This window comes from Paraburkholderia sp. MM5477-R1 (assembly GCF_050436385.1).
Lineage (GTDB): Bacteria > Pseudomonadota > Gammaproteobacteria > Burkholderiales > Burkholderiaceae > Paraburkholderia > Paraburkholderia tuberum.
In genome coordinates, this window is the sequence record NZ_JBNDMC010000010.1 from 25,838 (window position 1) to 41,802 (window position 15,965).

At 64.3% G+C, this 15,965-nt stretch carries 12 protein-coding genes; 5 read left to right on the forward strand and 7 right to left on the reverse strand.

Annotated elements, in window-relative coordinates; translation table 11 throughout:
• Positions 1-89: 89 nt before the first annotated feature.
• The 4 genes from OKW35_RS43945 to OKW35_RS43960 all read left to right on the forward strand — a co-directional run bounded on the left by OKW35_RS43945 (position 90) and on the right by OKW35_RS43960 (position 8,284).
• A complete protein-coding gene (locus OKW35_RS43945; RefSeq protein WP_429555872.1) occupies positions 90-2,093 on the forward strand; it encodes a VTT domain-containing protein in 2,004 nt (667 codons plus the stop codon).
• A 791-nt stretch (positions 2,094-2,884) separates the two neighbouring features.
• A complete protein-coding gene (locus tag OKW35_RS43950) occupies positions 2,885-4,126 on the forward strand; it encodes a phospholipase A (protein ID WP_429555317.1) in 1,242 nt (413 codons plus the stop codon).
• Positions 4,127-4,423: 297 nt separating this feature from the next.
• Complete coding sequence (locus OKW35_RS43955; RefSeq protein ID WP_429555318.1) at positions 4,424-5,656, forward strand: hypothetical protein; 1,233 nt, start codon at positions 4,424-4,426, stop codon at positions 5,654-5,656.
• Positions 5,657-5,686: 30 nt separating this feature from the next.
• The gene (locus OKW35_RS43960) at positions 5,687-8,284 is read left to right on the forward strand and encodes an ATP-binding response regulator (protein WP_429555319.1); all 2,598 of its coding nucleotides are present in this window, start codon (positions 5,687-5,689) and stop codon (positions 8,282-8,284) included.
• A gap of 36 nt (positions 8,285-8,320) precedes the next feature.
• On the opposite strand, the gene OKW35_RS43965 is transcribed toward OKW35_RS43960, so the two are convergent.
• The 5 genes from OKW35_RS43965 to OKW35_RS43985 all read right to left on the reverse strand — a co-directional run bounded on the left by OKW35_RS43965 (position 8,321) and on the right by OKW35_RS43985 (position 14,026).
• Positions 8,321-9,427 carry a porin gene (locus tag OKW35_RS43965; RefSeq protein WP_429555320.1) on the reverse strand — a complete coding sequence of 369 codons (1,107 nt, stop codon included), beginning with the start codon at positions 9,425-9,427 and terminating at the stop codon, positions 8,321-8,323.
• Positions 9,428-9,534: 107 nt separating this feature from the next.
• Positions 9,535-10,794 (reverse strand): MFS transporter, encoded by a 1,260-nt coding sequence (locus tag OKW35_RS43970; RefSeq protein WP_429555321.1) that lies wholly within the window; start codon positions 10,792-10,794, stop codon positions 9,535-9,537.
• Between the two features lie 92 nt (positions 10,795-10,886).
• Positions 10,887-11,849, reverse strand: a complete 963-nt coding sequence (locus OKW35_RS43975) for a PDR/VanB family oxidoreductase (RefSeq protein ID WP_429555322.1) — start codon at positions 11,847-11,849, stop codon at positions 10,887-10,889.
• Between the two features lie 14 nt (positions 11,850-11,863).
• Positions 11,864-12,646 carry an SDR family NAD(P)-dependent oxidoreductase gene (locus OKW35_RS43980; RefSeq protein WP_090806258.1) on the reverse strand — a complete coding sequence of 261 codons (783 nt, stop codon included), beginning with the start codon at positions 12,644-12,646 and terminating at the stop codon, positions 11,864-11,866.
• A 105-nt stretch (positions 12,647-12,751) separates the two neighbouring features.
• Entirely contained in the window at positions 12,752-14,026 is a 1,275-nt protein-coding gene (locus tag OKW35_RS43985) for a Rieske 2Fe-2S domain-containing protein (protein ID WP_429555873.1), read from the reverse strand.
• A gap of 141 nt (positions 14,027-14,167) precedes the next feature.
• Between OKW35_RS43985 and OKW35_RS43990 the strand changes: the two genes are divergently transcribed.
• Positions 14,168-14,956, forward strand: coding sequence for an IclR family transcriptional regulator (locus OKW35_RS43990; RefSeq protein WP_429555323.1), 789 nt, complete (start codon positions 14,168-14,170; stop codon positions 14,954-14,956).
• A 512-nt stretch (positions 14,957-15,468) separates the two neighbouring features.
• Here the strand turns inward: OKW35_RS43990 and OKW35_RS43995 are convergent.
• Together OKW35_RS43995 and OKW35_RS44000 are read right to left on the reverse strand one after the other, a co-directional pair.
• Positions 15,469-15,630 (reverse strand): hypothetical protein, encoded by a 162-nt coding sequence (locus tag OKW35_RS43995; RefSeq protein ID WP_429555324.1) that lies wholly within the window; start codon positions 15,628-15,630, stop codon positions 15,469-15,471.
• 153 nt (positions 15,631-15,783) lie between these two features.
• Entirely contained in the window at positions 15,784-15,930 is a 147-nt protein-coding gene (locus tag OKW35_RS44000) for a hypothetical protein (protein WP_429555325.1), read from the reverse strand.
• Between the last annotated feature and the right edge of the window lie 35 nt (positions 15,931-15,965).

The following is a 15,965-nucleotide window of genomic DNA, read 5'->3' on the forward strand; positions in this document are numbered from 1 at the left end:
ACCGATGCAGCGGCGCCGCTCCCGCCCGCGCCCACGGCGTGTCCGTGCGCGTTATGATCGATCGTTACGCCCGAACGGCCGATCGCACGATGGAGCACGCCTACATCCACCTTTTGCATCTGCTCGCCGGCCACTCGACGTGGATGCTCGCGGTCGTTTTCCTCGCCGCTTTTTTCGAAGCGATCGCGGTCATCGGCACCTTCGTCCCCGGCAGCACCGCGATGTTCCTCGCCGGCGCGCTGACGGGCACCGGCTCGCTGAGCCTTGCCTGGGTCTTCGTGTGGGCGATCGTCGGCGCGGTCGCCGGCGACGGCGCCAGCTTCTGGCTCGGCGCTCGCTACAGGGAGCGCATCGTCACTCTGTGGCCGTTCCGCGCACACCCCGGCGTACTCGACGCGGGCCAGCGCTTCTTTCTGAAGCATGGCGCGAAGAGCGTCGTGCTCGCCCGCTTCATCGGCCCACTGCGGGCGATCGTGCCGGTCGTCGCGGGCATGATGGGCATGCGGCCGCTGCGCTTCCTCTCGATCAACGTGCTCTCCGCGCTGCTGTGGGCGCCCGCGCACATCCTGCCCGGCGTCGTGTTCGGCGCGTCGGTGCTGCTCGCGGGGGCGGTGTCGTTCCGGCTCGTCGTGATCATCGCGATGCTGGCGTGCATCGTGTGGCTCAGCTTTCGCGGCGCTGGGTTTCTGGTGTCACACGCGAATGCCTGGTCGAGCGCGGCAGGCCGTCATCTCGGCAGCTGGGCATGCCGCCATCCGGGTCCGCTCGGCCGCATCGCGCGCCGCATGCTCGACCCCGACACGCCCGATGCGACCCACCTGCTCGCGACGTCGCTGATCGTGCTGGTGGCCGGCGCGCTTTTCTTCGGGGTCCTTGAGGACGTCGTCAGCGGCGATCCGCTGACGACCATCGACCTGTCCGTTTATCACTTTCTGCAATCGATACGCACGCCGTGGGGCGACACGTTGCTCGCGGCGCTCGCGACGCTCGGCAGCGGCATCACACTGTTCGCGCTGGTCGTCACGGTCGCCCTATGGATGGTGTGGGAGCGGCGCTGGCGCACGATCGTCTACTGGCTCGCGGCGGTCGTGTTTTCGCAGCTGCTGATTCTCGGCCTGCAACTCGCGATGCGCCGCGCCCCGCCCAACGAACTCATGAATGGCCACTTCGTGTTTCCGAGCAATCACGTCGCCGCGACGGTGATCATCTACGGCTTTCTCGCGTTTCTGCTCGCGCGCCGGATCGGCAAGCTCGGAGGCGTGCTGGTTGCCGGCGCCAGCATCATCGTCGTGATCGTGGTCGCGCTCGCGGGCGTCTACTTCGGCCGCTACTGGGTGTCCGACGCGATCGGCGGCGCGGCGCTCGCGTCTGTGTGGGTCGCGCTGATTGCGCTGACGGCGATCTGGCGGCATCCGCGGCCGCCGCCGCCGCGCCGTTTCATGCCGCTCGTGGTGCTCGCGGTCGTAGCGCTCAGTGTCGGCCTGCAGCTCGGCCTCGCAATGCCGACGCCGCCGGACGGCGCGCCGCAACCACCCCCCGTGCAGTTCACGCAGACGCAGTGGAAGCTCTCCGGGTGGAAGCGGCTGCCGTGCTTTCGCTCCGACATGGGCGGCGATCGCAAGGAGCCGCTGACGCTGCAATGGGTCTCCGAGCCCGCTTCGATACGCGAGCAGTTGCGCGCGCAGGGCTGGGTCGAGGGCACCGACGTGTCCGCGCACAGCCTGCTGTCGCTCGCTTCGCCCGACGTCGCGGCGGTGTCGCTGCCGGTGCTGCCGAAGCTGAACAATGGCGTGCCGTCGTCGCTGGTCTTCATGCGACCGGGCAATTCGCGCGAGGAACGCTACGTGCTTCGCTTCTGGCCGAGCGGCTTCGCGGTCGACAACGGCACCTCCGCGGCGCCGCTTTGGGTCGGCGCGTTCGCGCACGAGCGGCTGACGCGGCCGTCCTGGCCGCTGAACATTCTGCGCATCGATCACGGCGCGAGCCCGTTCGACGCGCCCACCAGGTCGGGCGCCGAGCTCGGCGCGACGGTTCTCGCGGAGGTCGATTGTCACGGCGTTCCGGTGTCGCTGCTGGTCTCGCCGAGGCAATGAGCTGCACATCCAGGCACATCCAGGCAACTTCAGGCATCTCAGGCATCCCCAACTCGACGATTCGATAAAGGAGACAACCGTGGGCCGCTTCGGAAGTCCACATCGACGTACCCGGCGCCGTCTATCAGCAATTGGCGCCACGGGCGGAACGCCTGCTGCGCCATATGCCGCGCGTGAGCGAACTCGACAATGCAAGCGCGCCGGAGCAATACCGGAAATTCGCCTATTGAAGAAAGCATTCAGTCGCCGCATTGGCCGCGCAACGAATTGTCACGAAAGCGAATCGCCAATTGACGCGCAATTGCCATAACGGAAATGACTGAGGCGACCGCGGGGATACACCGGGTCGCGAATGACAATCGATTTGACATTTAAGTCTTCGTTGCGCAAATGCAACGACACACCGGCATTATCCCCACTTCCCCCCCGCTATTTGCACCGATAGCGCTCCTAATTCATTTTTCCACTCACGCAATCCGTAATCGCACTGGCAGAATGAGCAGAATGCCAGATAGCGGGAACCGGCATGCGTCGCCATTTCCGCAATGAAACACGGCGGCCGCGATTTTCTACCCAATTGCACGCATTAACGCTATCGTCTCTTTGCGACCTGAACTCTCGTAGACCACCAGGAGCTTCGTGTGCGGAATCGATCGATGTCTCGCGTGAAGAAAGACCGCCAGTCCGCCGTTCGCAGCCACCGCTCGCGTGTTTCCCGATTATCTTCAAGTCCGCTTTCCGGCTCGGTTTCCAGCTCGCTTTCCAGGCTTCTCCCCTGGTTATCGCTTTGCATGACTGCGCTGGTGCTCGGCAGCTACTCCGCGTATAGCGTCGCCGGCGTATCCGTATTGCGTCCGCCGCGCGAAGCGCTATCGAGCAGTCCACTCGAAGTGACGATCGTCTATGCCGGCGATCAACCCGGTGGCACCGAAGTCGACGTGCCGGCGCAATTGAATATCGCGATCAGCAATACCGACGTGGTACCGCATCGGCTCGCGCTCACGCGCGAAAGCGGCGCACCCGAGCATCTGAAGCTCGCCGCCGGCGAACTGAAGGCAGTGCGCTATACCGGCACGTGGCCCGAATGGGCGCGCGGCGCGATGCAGATCGACGTGCCGGATCTCGACGTGTCGCCATCGTACGTGCTGCTGACGCGTCCGCCGCGCTCCGGCAAGGACGCGGCGCTCGCGTCGGCCGGGAGCGCCAACGGAGCAACGGCGGCGGCCACCGCGAGCGGCGCACCGTCGTCGACGAGCCTGATCGCGTCGTCGCCCGCGCCATCACGACCGGATGCGCCCGTGCCGCAAATCAACACTTTCCTGAGCCGCTTCTCCGCCTTCGAACCGATGTATTTCGCCGATGGCGGCGGTAGCGAGTCCCTCGCGAAATTCCAGCTCAGCTTCAAGTTCCGCCTCGTCGTTCCGGACGACCCGCGCTCGCGTGGTTTCGCGGACAACCTGTACTTCGCCTATGCGCAAACCTCGCTGTGGGATCTCAAGAAGTACTCGGCGCCGTTCCGCGACACCAGCTATATGCCGGCACTCTTTTACTACCTCGAAGACACCGGCTGGAAGAGCACGTGGTGGAGCAGAATGGGCGTGATGGCCGGCTACGAACACGAATCGAATGGACGCGACGGTCCGGAATCGCGCGGCGTCGACTATGTGTTCCTCAAGCCGATCTGGGATTTCGGCGACATCCACAGCTACCATCTGACCATCCAGCCGAAGATTTATTACTATACGCACATCGCCGGCGAGAACCACGACATCGCCGACTACCGCGGCTATGTGGACCTGCGGTTCATCTACGGCAGCCCCGACGGCGCGCAATTGGACACGACGCTGCGCAAAGGAACGCAAGGCGGCAAAGGCAGCGTCGATACGCAGTTCACCTATCCATTGGCGAAGCTGATCAATAGCCGCTGGGGCGGTTATCTGTGGCTTGGCTTCTTCAGCGGTTATGGCGAGGACATTCTCGACTACAACCAGCATCGCTGGATTGCGCGAATCGGCTATAGCATCACACGCTAATCCGGAATTCGCCCGGCATGCAAGCAAAGGGCCGCCGAGCGGCCCTTTTCCATTCGATGACGGCCCACGACGCGCCCTAATACATCGAAACTTCTGCCGTAATCCTTTCAAAAGTTTGCCCAAAGCCGACCTCCACCCGGCGGGCAACCCGTCATGGACCGCTCGTGAATGCTGTGTGCACGAACAGACGGGCATATCGGTGTGGATTTCTCTAGAGTTGAAGGGTCGCCGGTCCAACCGGCTGGCCACGCAGCGCGCTGACTTTTCCAGCGTCTAATCAAAACCACGGAAAAACCAATGAAAACCGCTCTCCTTAAAGACGTGTCGCCTGTTTCAAACGAGCCAACCGGACTTCTTTTGCATCGGAATAGTGCACCGCTTGCGCTCAAGCACGAAATTCACCCGGAACAGATCCGGGATAGCCTGCCGGCCCGTCAGGGGGGAGTCGGCTTTCTGTTCCACGCGACCGATTGGGAAACCCTTTCATTTTCTTTTCACAACGTTCGCGAACGAAGCGAATCGTTCGAAGAGGAGTTGTGGAAAACCAGGCCTTTCATCGCATCGCCGATCTATTCGGGCGCGCAGGTGATCGGCGCGAATATCGCCTGCCCGGTGCCGCTCGAAATGTGGCTCGGCAGCCCGCGCGGCATCAAGCGCTTTCGCGAGACGCAATTCTTTCCGGCGCTCGAACTCGCCCGAAAGGCGGGCTTGAACATGGTCGCGATGGGCGCGTCGACGCCCTACGCGTGCAACTACGGCGCGCTGCCCCGGCCGGTCAAGCCGCCTCACATCACGACGGGCCACGCGGCGACCGCGGCGATGCTGAAGGACTGGGCGATGCATTGCTGCGAACAGCTCGACCTAGAGCTCGGCAACACGAAGCTCGCGCTGTTCGGCGCGGCCGGCCGGCTCGGCACGACGGTCGCGAAGTATCTGCTCTACAAGGATGCGCCGAAGGAGCTGGTGCTGATCGATCTGCCCGACAAGATCAACCTGCTGATCGATCAGGCGAACGAGCTGCTCGCGTCGGACCTGCTTGGCAAATCGAAAGTCTCGGTGCATACGTTCAGCCCGGACACGCCGCTGCCGGACTTCGACGGCGCGATTCTCGCGAGCAGCACGAGCGTGCCATACCTGAGCGCCGCCGATCTCAAACGCGCGCAATTCTGGATCGACGACTCGCATCCGCGCGCGGCAAGCGTCGAAGCGGAACTCGCTTCTCGCGGTCATACGCTCTATATTGAATGCTTCGCGCGCGGGCCCGCCGGACTCGACACCGCGTTCCCGTTCAGGCTGCCATCCACCCGCGACTGCTATACCTGCTTCGCCGAAGGCTATTCGGCATGGCAGGAAGGTATCGCCTCCGATTTCATCATTGGCAGCCCGCCCGTGTGGTCGGTCTCTTATACTCATGGTCTGCTGAAGAAGTATGGCTTTTCGGTCGGACCGTTTCACGGCAAGAACGGCGATTCGCTCGCCGAAGTCGTCGAATCACAGCAATTCAATACGCATGAAATGATGGGTTCCTAATGAACTCGGAGTAATGAACTCGGAGGCCTGATGGCGATACCGCGCGAAAGCATGCGGGATATGCTGGAACGAAGCAGGTTCGCAATTCGATGGGGAGGCGCACTCGGCCTCCTGTGTCACCCCATCTATTACGTCGTCTGGACCTACATCCTTCCGCAGCCTTACGACAACCTGCTGCTGCGGCTCAGCGCGGCGGCCGTCTGCGTTCCCCTGCTGTTCCATGCGCGCTGGCCGAGGCGCTACAACCCCGCGCTGCTGATCTACTGGCACTGCTGTCTGATTTACGTGCTGCCGTTCGTCTGCACGTTTCTGACCGTCAGAAACGGTTTCTCCACGATGTGGATGATGACCGAGGTCATGATGATCTTCATTCTGGCGCTGTGTATCGACAACCCCCTGCTGCTGATAACCTGCATCGGTATTGGCGTGTTTTCCGGCGGGCTCGCCGGCGTATTGAGCGCGCCGACGCCGGTCGTTCTCAGCGCGCAGGACAAGTCCAACCTCGCGTTGCTGCCGGTGGTCGTGCTGTGCAGCATGGCGTTCAGTCATGCGATCAGCAAGGGACGCATCTTCGTCGAAAAGAACCGCGCGTTGCAGGCGCTCGCGGGGTCCATCGCGCACGAGATGCGCAATCCGCTGAGCCAGTTGCGGCACGTGCTCGACCGCGTCGAGGAAGCGCTGCCCGCGGCGACCGAAGCGGGCGCGGCGCCGACGCTGACCGACGGCACGGCCTCGCTGATGTACAACCACCTCGCGCAGGGGCAATTGTCGATCGAGCGCGGCCTGCGCATCATCGCGATGACGCTTGACGAAGTCGCCGCGAAATCGATCCGCCCGGATAGTCTCAGCTACCTCCATGCTGGCGCGACCACGCGCAAGGCGCTCGCCGAATACGGCTTCGACAACGACAAGGAACGCGCGAAGGTGAGCGTCGTCGTCAGGCGCGACTTCGTGTTCAAGGTCGACGAGACGGTCTATCTGTTCACGTTGTTCAACCTGATCAAGAACGCGCTGCATCACATCGTCGCGTATCCGCAGGCGACGCTCACATTGACCGTCGACCGCGACTCGGTGATCGTACGCGACACCGGCCCCGGCATCGCGCCGGAGATCCTGCAGCATCTGTTCGAGCCGTTTCGCACGGCCGGCAACTCTGGCGGCACCGGGCTCGGGCTCGCGTACTGCCAGCGCGCGATGCGCGCGTTCGGCGGCAGCATCGACTGCGAATCGGGACTCGGCAAGTTCACCGCGTTCACGCTGCGCTTTCCACCGGTAGCGGCCGACGAGGTCGAGGAGCACGAGCGGCGCCTGTTCGAACGGGCGATGCCGGCGTTCAAGGGCAAGCGCGTGCTCGTCGTCGACGACGACGACACGCTGCGCGCCCGCACCCGCCGCGTGCTGACGCAGGCCGGCGCCTATGTCAGCGAGGCGTCGGGCGGCGAGCTTGCGCTCGCCACGTTGCGGCGCGCGCCGCTCTACGACCTCGTGTTGATGGACATCAGCATGCCCGCGATGGACGGCTACACGACGACCGAGCGCCTCCGCGCCGACAGAGACTGCCCGAACCGCAACGTGCTGATCGCCGCCTATACCGCCGAACCGGGCAACGCGGTGCGACTGCGCGCGCGGCGCGCCGGCATGGACGAGATCATCAGCAAGACGTCGAGTGTGCAGGAGCTGCTCACCGCGTTGCAGACCCTCTTCGACAACGGTGCGCATCATCAGCCGGGCGAACTGCCCGATGTCTTCGCCGGCAGAACCTTTGTGATCGCCGACGACGACACCTACAGCCGGCTTGTCGCGAAGGCGTATCTGGAGCGCTGCGGCGCGAGCGTCGTCGAGGCCGACCACGGTCAGGCGGTGCTGACCAAACTGCACGAAGACGGCTTCATCGACGCGATCCTGATGGACGTGAACATGCCGGGCATGAACGGCATCGAGACGACGAAGTCGATTCGCGCGCGCACCGATGCCTACGCGACGCTGCCTATCATTGCGCTGACCAGTCACACCGATGCCGAGGCGGTGCAGGCCTGCGTTGCCGCCGGGGTGAACGAGGTGTTGATCAAGCCGGTGCAGGCCGGCTCGCTGTACGCATGTCTCGCGCGGCAGTTCGGCACACGCGGCGCGCTGGTTGCGGACGCTCCACAACGAATCACGGAAACCGCGGGCGGAGCCGCGCAAACGGATTTTGCGGCGACGCCGGTGGCATTGCCCCCCACTGCGAACGCGCCCGCGGCCGCCACCATCGCTGAAGAAAGCCTGCTCGACGAAGCGCACCTCATGGAACTGGTCTCGCTCGATCTGCTTGACGAATCGTTCCTGAACGGCATCGAGCAGATTCGCTCGCTCGTCGTGCGCCTCGCAGGCAACAGCGCGGCCGTCGATATCAAGGCGACGCACGCGAGCTTGCATGCGTTGCTTGGCGTCAGCGGCAACATCGGCGCGAAGGCACTGCATCGCTACGCACGGCAGATCTATCCGCGCGTGATCGCCGGTGAGTGGCCAGTGGAAACCGACTGGCACGCCCAGATCCGCGCGTTGGGCGCGCGCTCGACCGACGCCTTGCAGCGGTATTACGCGTCGGCGAAAGGGCGGCGCGATCATCGCGACGCACTGAGCGATTGAGAGGGCGGCCTCGGTCGCCCTCTTTGCAGCGTCAAGTCAGAACTTGTGCAGCACGCCGACCGCAACAGCGAGCTGGTTCGCGCCGGTCTTCACGGTGGTCGTCGCGACCGAAGTCGCCCACCCCGTCGCACTCAGCGCGGCCTTCGAGCTGTTGATCACATACGTGATGTCGGTGTACAGCGCCGTGCGCTTCGACAGCCAGTAGTCCGCGTTGACACCGGTGCTCAATGCGTGCGCGTCGACCTGGCGATACGCGTGGTAGTAAGTCGCGGCTGCGAGGTCCAGCGCCGGTGTCACCCTGTAGCGCACGCCCGCGAACGCCATCGACTGCGGCGGCGATGCGGCGAGCGTCGACCGGACGTCGTTCAGCAGCAATTCGTAGCCGCCGTACAGCGTCGCCTTGCCGATCTGATACGAACCGCCGGCCACGTAGCGGCGTTCGCTGTCGCCCGATGACGCAATGGCTGAGCCTTGCCGCTGCTCGTACACGAACGTCAGATTCAGCGGCCCCTGCACATAGCGTCCGCCGATGTCGTACTGCTTGCCGACGCGGAACGAGCCCGCCACCGGCACGTTGTAGGTGACTGCGTCATAGCCGAGGCTGTAGAGCGCATTCAGCTCGAATGGTCCCACATGGCCGAGATACGACACCGCGTTATCCGCGCGACCGACGAACTGCGCGTCCTGCGCGGAAAAGCCGTAACTCGAATAACCGAGCGGGTCGAGCGCTAGGAAGTAGCGATACATCGGCGTCATCTGCCGGCCGAGCATCATCGCGCCGTAGCGGTCCGATTTGAGTCCGACGAACGCCTGCCGGCCGAACAGCCGCCCTCCTTGCTGCAGGGCACCGGTGTTCATCGACATGCCCGATTCGAGCGTGAAAATCGCCCGCAGTCCGCCGCCGAGATCTTCCTTGCCCGTGAAACCCCAACGCGAATTCAGCCGGTTGCCGGTGCCGAGAGCGACCTGCGTGCCCGACGATCCCTGCGACGTGACGGCGTGAGTCACGTAGGTCACCCCCGAGTCGACGATGCCATAGAGCGTGACCGACGACTGCGCATGCGCCGCGCCGCTGATGCCGATACCAATACCACATGCAAAAAGGACCTTCGACGGCCTGGCGAGAGGCTTGTGCTTCACCATGTATCTCCTGCTGGAAAGTGAGTTGTTTTGTGATGCGGATTAGTTATCGTTCGACCTCTGTCGTCGCGGTAGCCGGCGCGGGGCCGCGTCGGCTACCGGAGAATCGGTCATTCGCGTGCGATGTGCGGGTTGACGAAGAACATCGCGATGACCGCGATAGCGGGTCCGATCGCAAGTGTGAGGAGCGCGAGCATGAACGAATGGCTCGCGCCATACAGCGAGCCGACCACCATCGGCGACACCGCGCTGCCGGACTGCCAGATAGCATTGGTCCAGCCGGCGCTCGCGCCCGCGAGACGCTTGCCCGATGCGTCGCTGACCTGAGCCATCAGCACCGGCAGATAGCCGAACGAGAACGCACCGAGAATCGGCGCGACCAGATAGAACTGATGCACCGTCGAGCAGTAGCCGAACACCAGCAGCGCGATCGCGAAGGCGATCAGGCAGCCGATCGACATCATCCGCCGCGACACACCAGGCAGGTCGGAGATCCAGCCGAGCGTCGGCTTCGCGATCACCGCGCCAATGCCGAACGAGGCGACGATCGATCCGGCGACGATCGGCGCAATGCCGTATTGGCGCGTCATCAGTGCGTTGCCCCATGCACCGAAGCCGACGGTCGCCCACAACCCGCCGCAGCCCGCGATCGACAGCGCGATCAGGTTACGGTTGCGCAACAGGCCAAGCATTTCCTGGAGGCTGTTGCGCGCGGGCTTCGCTTCGTTCGAAGGCCGGTTCTTCAGCAGCAGCAACGTGACGATGCCCCACGCGAACGTGACGATGCCGAGCATATGGAATGCGTTCGACCAGCCGTGCCGCGCGGAAAACGACGGCACGACCGCATTCGCGATCACGACGGCGAGCGACGTAGCGGTCGTGTAGAGGCCCATTGCGCGGCCACGGTCGCGCGTGAACCACGCGGGAATGATCTTCATGCCGGCCGAGTAGTCGGCGCCCGCCGCGAAACCCATCGCGGCCTGAATCACGATGCCGAATGCGAGCGAATGCGTATAGCCGAACGTGAACGTGAGCACGCCGAGCGGCAGCAGCGCAACCGTGAGCATTGCGCGACCGCCGAGCAGATCGGTCAGCATGCCGCCGACCACGTTCGCGATCACATAGCCCGCGTAAAACGCGGTCACGAACGCACCGAGCATCGACACGCCGATGCAGAGCGACGCGCCGACCGGCGCGGCCACCGTACTCCACGCGACGCGGACCACATAGCTGAGCAGAAACGCGGCCCAGACGATGAACAGCGCGACCCAGCGATACGGGCTCGTGTCGGCGCTACTCGCCGCCCTCGCATCGTTCCCGGTCCAGACGCTCGCGGGCATACCCTCCGACGACGCCAGATTCTTCTCCATGACTCCTCCGATGCCGGGCGTGCCAGCGGCCGCCCGTTTTCTTTCTGATGGATGGCGCCGACCGCGCCTGGCGGCCGGGCCGGCGATTACGGTTACAGATCGAGCACGAGCACCCTCGACTTCGCGCGTGAACAGCACGGCAGGAACTGATCGTTGCGGGCCTGCTCTTCTGGCGACAGGAACAGGTCGCGGTGGTCAGGTTCGCCTTCGAGCACCCGCGTGACGCAGGTGCCGCAAATGCCCTGCTCGCACGACACCGGCACGTCGACGCCCGCCGCCGCGAGCGCCTGGGTGACCGTGCAATCGGCCGCAATCGACACGACGCGGTCCGAGCGCGCGAGCCGCACGTCGAACGACGCGCCATCACCCGACGGCTGCGCCGCCGCGAAGTATTCGTAATGCAGACGATCGTCACTCCAGCCGAGCGAGCGGGCCGTGTCGAGCACCGCGTTCATGAAGCCCTGCGGACCGCACACATATAGATGCCGGTCCGCGCCGGCGTCCGTCAGCAGTGCATTCAGATCGAGCATGCCGTGCGCGTCGTCGAAGTGGTATTGCACGTTGTCCGCCCACGACGACGCGGCGATTCGCTCGACGAACGCCGCACGGCTCTTCGAGCGCGCGCAGTAATGCATTTCGAACGCCGCGCCCATTGCCGTCAGCTGCTCCGCCATGCAGAGAATCGGCGTCACGCCAATGCCGCCCGCGAGCAATAGCGGCTTCGCGTCATGCCGGGCGAGCGGAAAGTGATTGCGTGGCACGCCGATGCGAATCGCGTCGCCTTCGTTCACCGCGTCGTGCATGCGCTGCGATCCGCCGCGCGAATCGGCGGCGCGCAACACCGCGATCTGATACCGGTGACGCTCGCGAGACGCGTTGCACAGCGAGTACTGCCGCACCGGCCCACCCGGCACGTAGACGTCGATGTGCGCGCCCGCCTCGAACGGCGGGAGGTCGCGGCCGTCGATGTCGACGAACTCGAAGCCGGCAATCCCGTCGGCTTCGTCGCGTCGTGCGGCGACACGCAGCATCAGCGTGGAATCGGTCATGTTCATGCCACCTCCTCCGCTCACATCGCCGACAGGCCGCCGTCGACCATCAGCGTCGTGCCGGTTATGTACGAAGCCTCGTCGCTCGCGAACCACAGGATCGGCCATGCGATCTCTTCGGGCGACGCCCAACGGCCGATCAACGACGTGTCCTGGCGTTGCGTCTTCAGCACTTCGACGCTTTTGCCCGATGCAATGGCCCGGTTCATGTGGAATTCGGTCAGCGTCGAACCCGGGCACACCGCGTTCACGCGCACGCCGTTCGCGGTCTCCTCGAACGCGAGTGTGCGGGTCATCGCGAGCATGCCGGCCTTGGTCGCGTCGTACAGGCCCATGCCCTTGCGGCCGGTCACCGCGTAGCACGACGACACGTTGACGATGCTCGCGCGGCCCGCGCGACGCAGGAACGGCAGCGCTGCCCTGCAATAGTTGGATGTGCCGACCAGATTGACCGACACCATCGCCTGCCACTCGGCCGGCGTCGCGTCGGCGAGCGCGCTGTAGTTGCGCATCGCCGCGTTGTTCACCAGCACGTCGAGCCGGCCGAACGAATCGGCGGCGAGTTGCGCCGCGCGCACCGCGTCGGCGTCGTGCGACACGTCGGCCGCGAACGTCTCGACACGCGCGGACGGATCAGCCGCCTTCAGTTCGTCGGCGACACGCGTGAGCGCCTCCGGGTTCGCATCGACGAGCACCACCGCGGCGCCCTCCGCGCAGAACACGCGCGCGGTCGCGGCACCGATGCCGCCTCCGCCTCCGGTGATCAGCGCGACCTTGTCCTCGAGTCTTTTACGTTGCTGCATTGCATGCCGGCGCGCAGCCGGCCTCCTTTTGCGGAATGGGCAGAAGGTCCAGTCGGACCAGACGACGACACGCGGGGCCGGACCAGAGTCCGGCACCGCCGTGCATCAGATCGAGTAGATCGGCTGGTCCTTGCCGTCGTGCAGATGGATCACCGCCCATTCCTGCGGCTTCTGATCGCGCGGCAGCAGCACGCCGGCAGCACGTACGCGCTGCTGGTCGGCGTCGATCGCGGGCGGATCGGTGTCGGGCACCAGCGCCGTTGCCGCCTCGTACATCATGCGGCGCGCCATCACGATCGCGCGGTCGGTCGGCAGCAGTTTTTCCTTGCTGTGATCCTGGATCGGACCCATGCTTTCCTGCAGCGACGCGTCCTGCATCGCGAAGCCGAACACGCCCGAGTACGCGCGCTTTTCCTTCTGAGCCTGGCGGTCGATCAGGTAGTCGTTGTCCTTGTTCGCTTTCGGCCGGAACGTGCCACCCTCCTCGTACTCACAATGAATGCCCTTGCCGGCGTTCAGGTCGGCCAGTTCCTGCTCGTCGAGCGGACGGTCCGGGCGGAAGTTGATGCTCCACGCCCAGCAGGTGTGATCGTCGATCGGCACCCATACGTGGCCCGCGAGCGAGTGATCGCCGAACGGCGGGATCAGCGTGTACCACGGGAACAGCCACTGCGTGACGCGCCAATAGAACGAATCCGGCTCGCCGTTGCGGCGGCCGAACAGTGTGAGGCCGAACGGCTGCTTCTCGATCTCGAAGATCACGTTGCCGTCCGCCTTGATGTAGTCGAGTGCCTTCGTGCCCTGATGCATCGGGTCCTCGTCGACCTCGTAGCGGTGTACATACGACACGTGACTCGTGTCGATGCCGCCTTCCATCGCCTGCAGGTAGTTCGATTCCTGCAGCCGCTTCGAGACGAACACGTGGCTCTCCGGCAGATTGCACCACTCGAGATCCGGCGGCGCCGGCTGGCGGTCCTTCGGCCCCATGTACGCCCACACGATGCCCGCGCGTTCGATGCACGGATACGCGGTGATGCCCATGTGCTTGCACGCCTGCGGCGCGGACGGCACTTCCACGCAGTTGCCGTTGCGGTCGAATTTCAGACCGTGATACGAGCAGCGGATGCCGTTCTCTTCATTGCGGCCGAAGTACAGCGACACGCCGCGGTGCGAGCAGAACTCGTCGATCAGCGCCGGCTGGCCGCCGGAATCGCGAAAAGCGAGCAGCTTTTCGCCGAGGATCTGCACGCGCACCGGCGGGCAATCAGGCTCTGCGATTTCGCTGGCGAGGAGCACCGGCACCCAGTAGCGGCGCATCAGATCGCCCATCGCCGTGCCTGGGCCAGTGCGAACCAGAGTTTCCGACATGTTCTTGTCCATCATTCCTCCGAATCCGTTTGTCCGTTGTATGAGAATGCAGTCTCATTGTACGGACAGATTGATCGACGTCAAGTTCTTGCGGCTAGGGACTTTCACTACAATGTGCAATCGACGCGGACCGCCGCAGAAAGGAAATTTCAAATGGAAGAAAAAAAGCCGCACGAAAATGTGCGGGCAGTCGAACGAGCGCTAGAAATTCTTCTGGCGTTCCGACCCGGGGACAAAGAATTGACCGTCGCGGAGCTGCTGACCCGCGTGGACCTGAGCCGACCGACGCTGTACCGCCTGCTGAATACGCTCGAACAGAACGGCTTTCTCGCCTCGTCGGGCGAGCCGCAACGCTTCAGGCTCGGCAGTTCGGTCGCGCAACTCGCGCACGCGTGGATGGCGAACAATACGATCGCGCAGCTCGCGCAGCCGATGCTGCGTGAGCTTTGGGAAGCGACATCGGAGACGGTCGCGTTGTTCGTGCCGGAGGGGACGTACCGGATCTGCGTGGCCGAACTGGAAAGTCCGCAGCCGCTGAGTTTCCGGCGCGGGGTCGGCTATCGCGAGAAGCTCGTGCTCGGCGCGAGCGGCCGCACGATTCTTTCGCAGATGCCGCTGTCGGAGGGCGATCTGCGGCGCTATCTGACCGATCCGGATCAGGACGTCGCGGCGCTAGCCGCCGATCTCGACGCGGTCCGCGCACGAGGCTTCGGCACCAGCCATCACGAGCTGATCGCCGGCGCAGTCGCGGTAGCCGCGCCGTTCTTCAACGGCGCGAACCAGGTGGCAGGTTCGGTGTGCATCTTCGGGCCGAGCGTGCGCGTAACCGATGAGCGCGTCGCGCAATTCGCGGAGTTGCTCAAGCGCGAGGTGGGCAATCTGTCGCGTGCGCTTGGGCATCAAGGGGAAACTGGACGGCCGCCGGGTACGACGCGTCGGTGAAATCGGCCTCTAAGGCGCTGGCCAACGCCGGGAGCGTCGTCAGAAAGGTCGACGCTTTGCTCAGGCTCCCGCTGATTCAGGGCTGAAGCCGAAACCTCACGCCTCTGGCCGTGCGTTTATCACGCGCCCCGCGAGCGCCTTGCGCCAGGGACCGGACGGCATTATGTTCGGCATAGCCATTGCCGCTGCGATGCCGGCATAAGCGTTATTGGCGACATCGTTGATGGCCTGGTTTGCCTGGGTTAAACAGCTGGTCGCTAGAGTTGTTGACCGGCTGTACGCCCTGTGCGCCATCGGACACGCGCACGATACGGGCAACCGCGCCCGTCGTGATCCGTCCGAATGGCGAGACACAGCAGAATCATCTCCAATGAGCAGTGAGACGCTTCGCTACCCTCCAAAGCCGGCGCGATGCCCGGCGTTCTCGTCTTTGCCATCATGCTCATCTACGTTACCGCGCGACGAATTCCGTTGACTTCGTCAATGCGACAATCTCCGCATCGTCTCGCTGCTCAAACCGAGGAGCCTTCCGGCTTTGCAGATCGATTCGGTGTGCCTTCAGCATTCGGCGCCATCCTTGTCGTCGGAATATCCACGGGCAATGCCGCGAGTTTCTCGCGCAGAGCGCCCGTCGCACTGTCGAACGCGATTCGCTGAATGGTCGTGAGCGGCATGGCGCCAGTTCGGCTCGTCACAGATATTGGATCGAGCGGATTGCTTATCTGCGGCGCCTGAACCTGATCCGCGACGCGACGCGACGCGACGGCCGCGGCGCACACCACCATGCCGACATCGAATACGCGTGCGAGCCCCCCCCTGTATATCGCTCATGTCATACCTCTGGCCTGGGAGCCCTGCTTCCAATACAACCCCGGCATTTCGGCCGTCGCCGCGTGCTGGACTTCGTCGCGCTCGTTTGCTGGTTTCTCGTCGGCAATCGTGCCACACAAGGCCTTCGCTGCCACGGCCATCATGTGGCAATCCTCAAGTCGATAGGATTGGCTTCCGA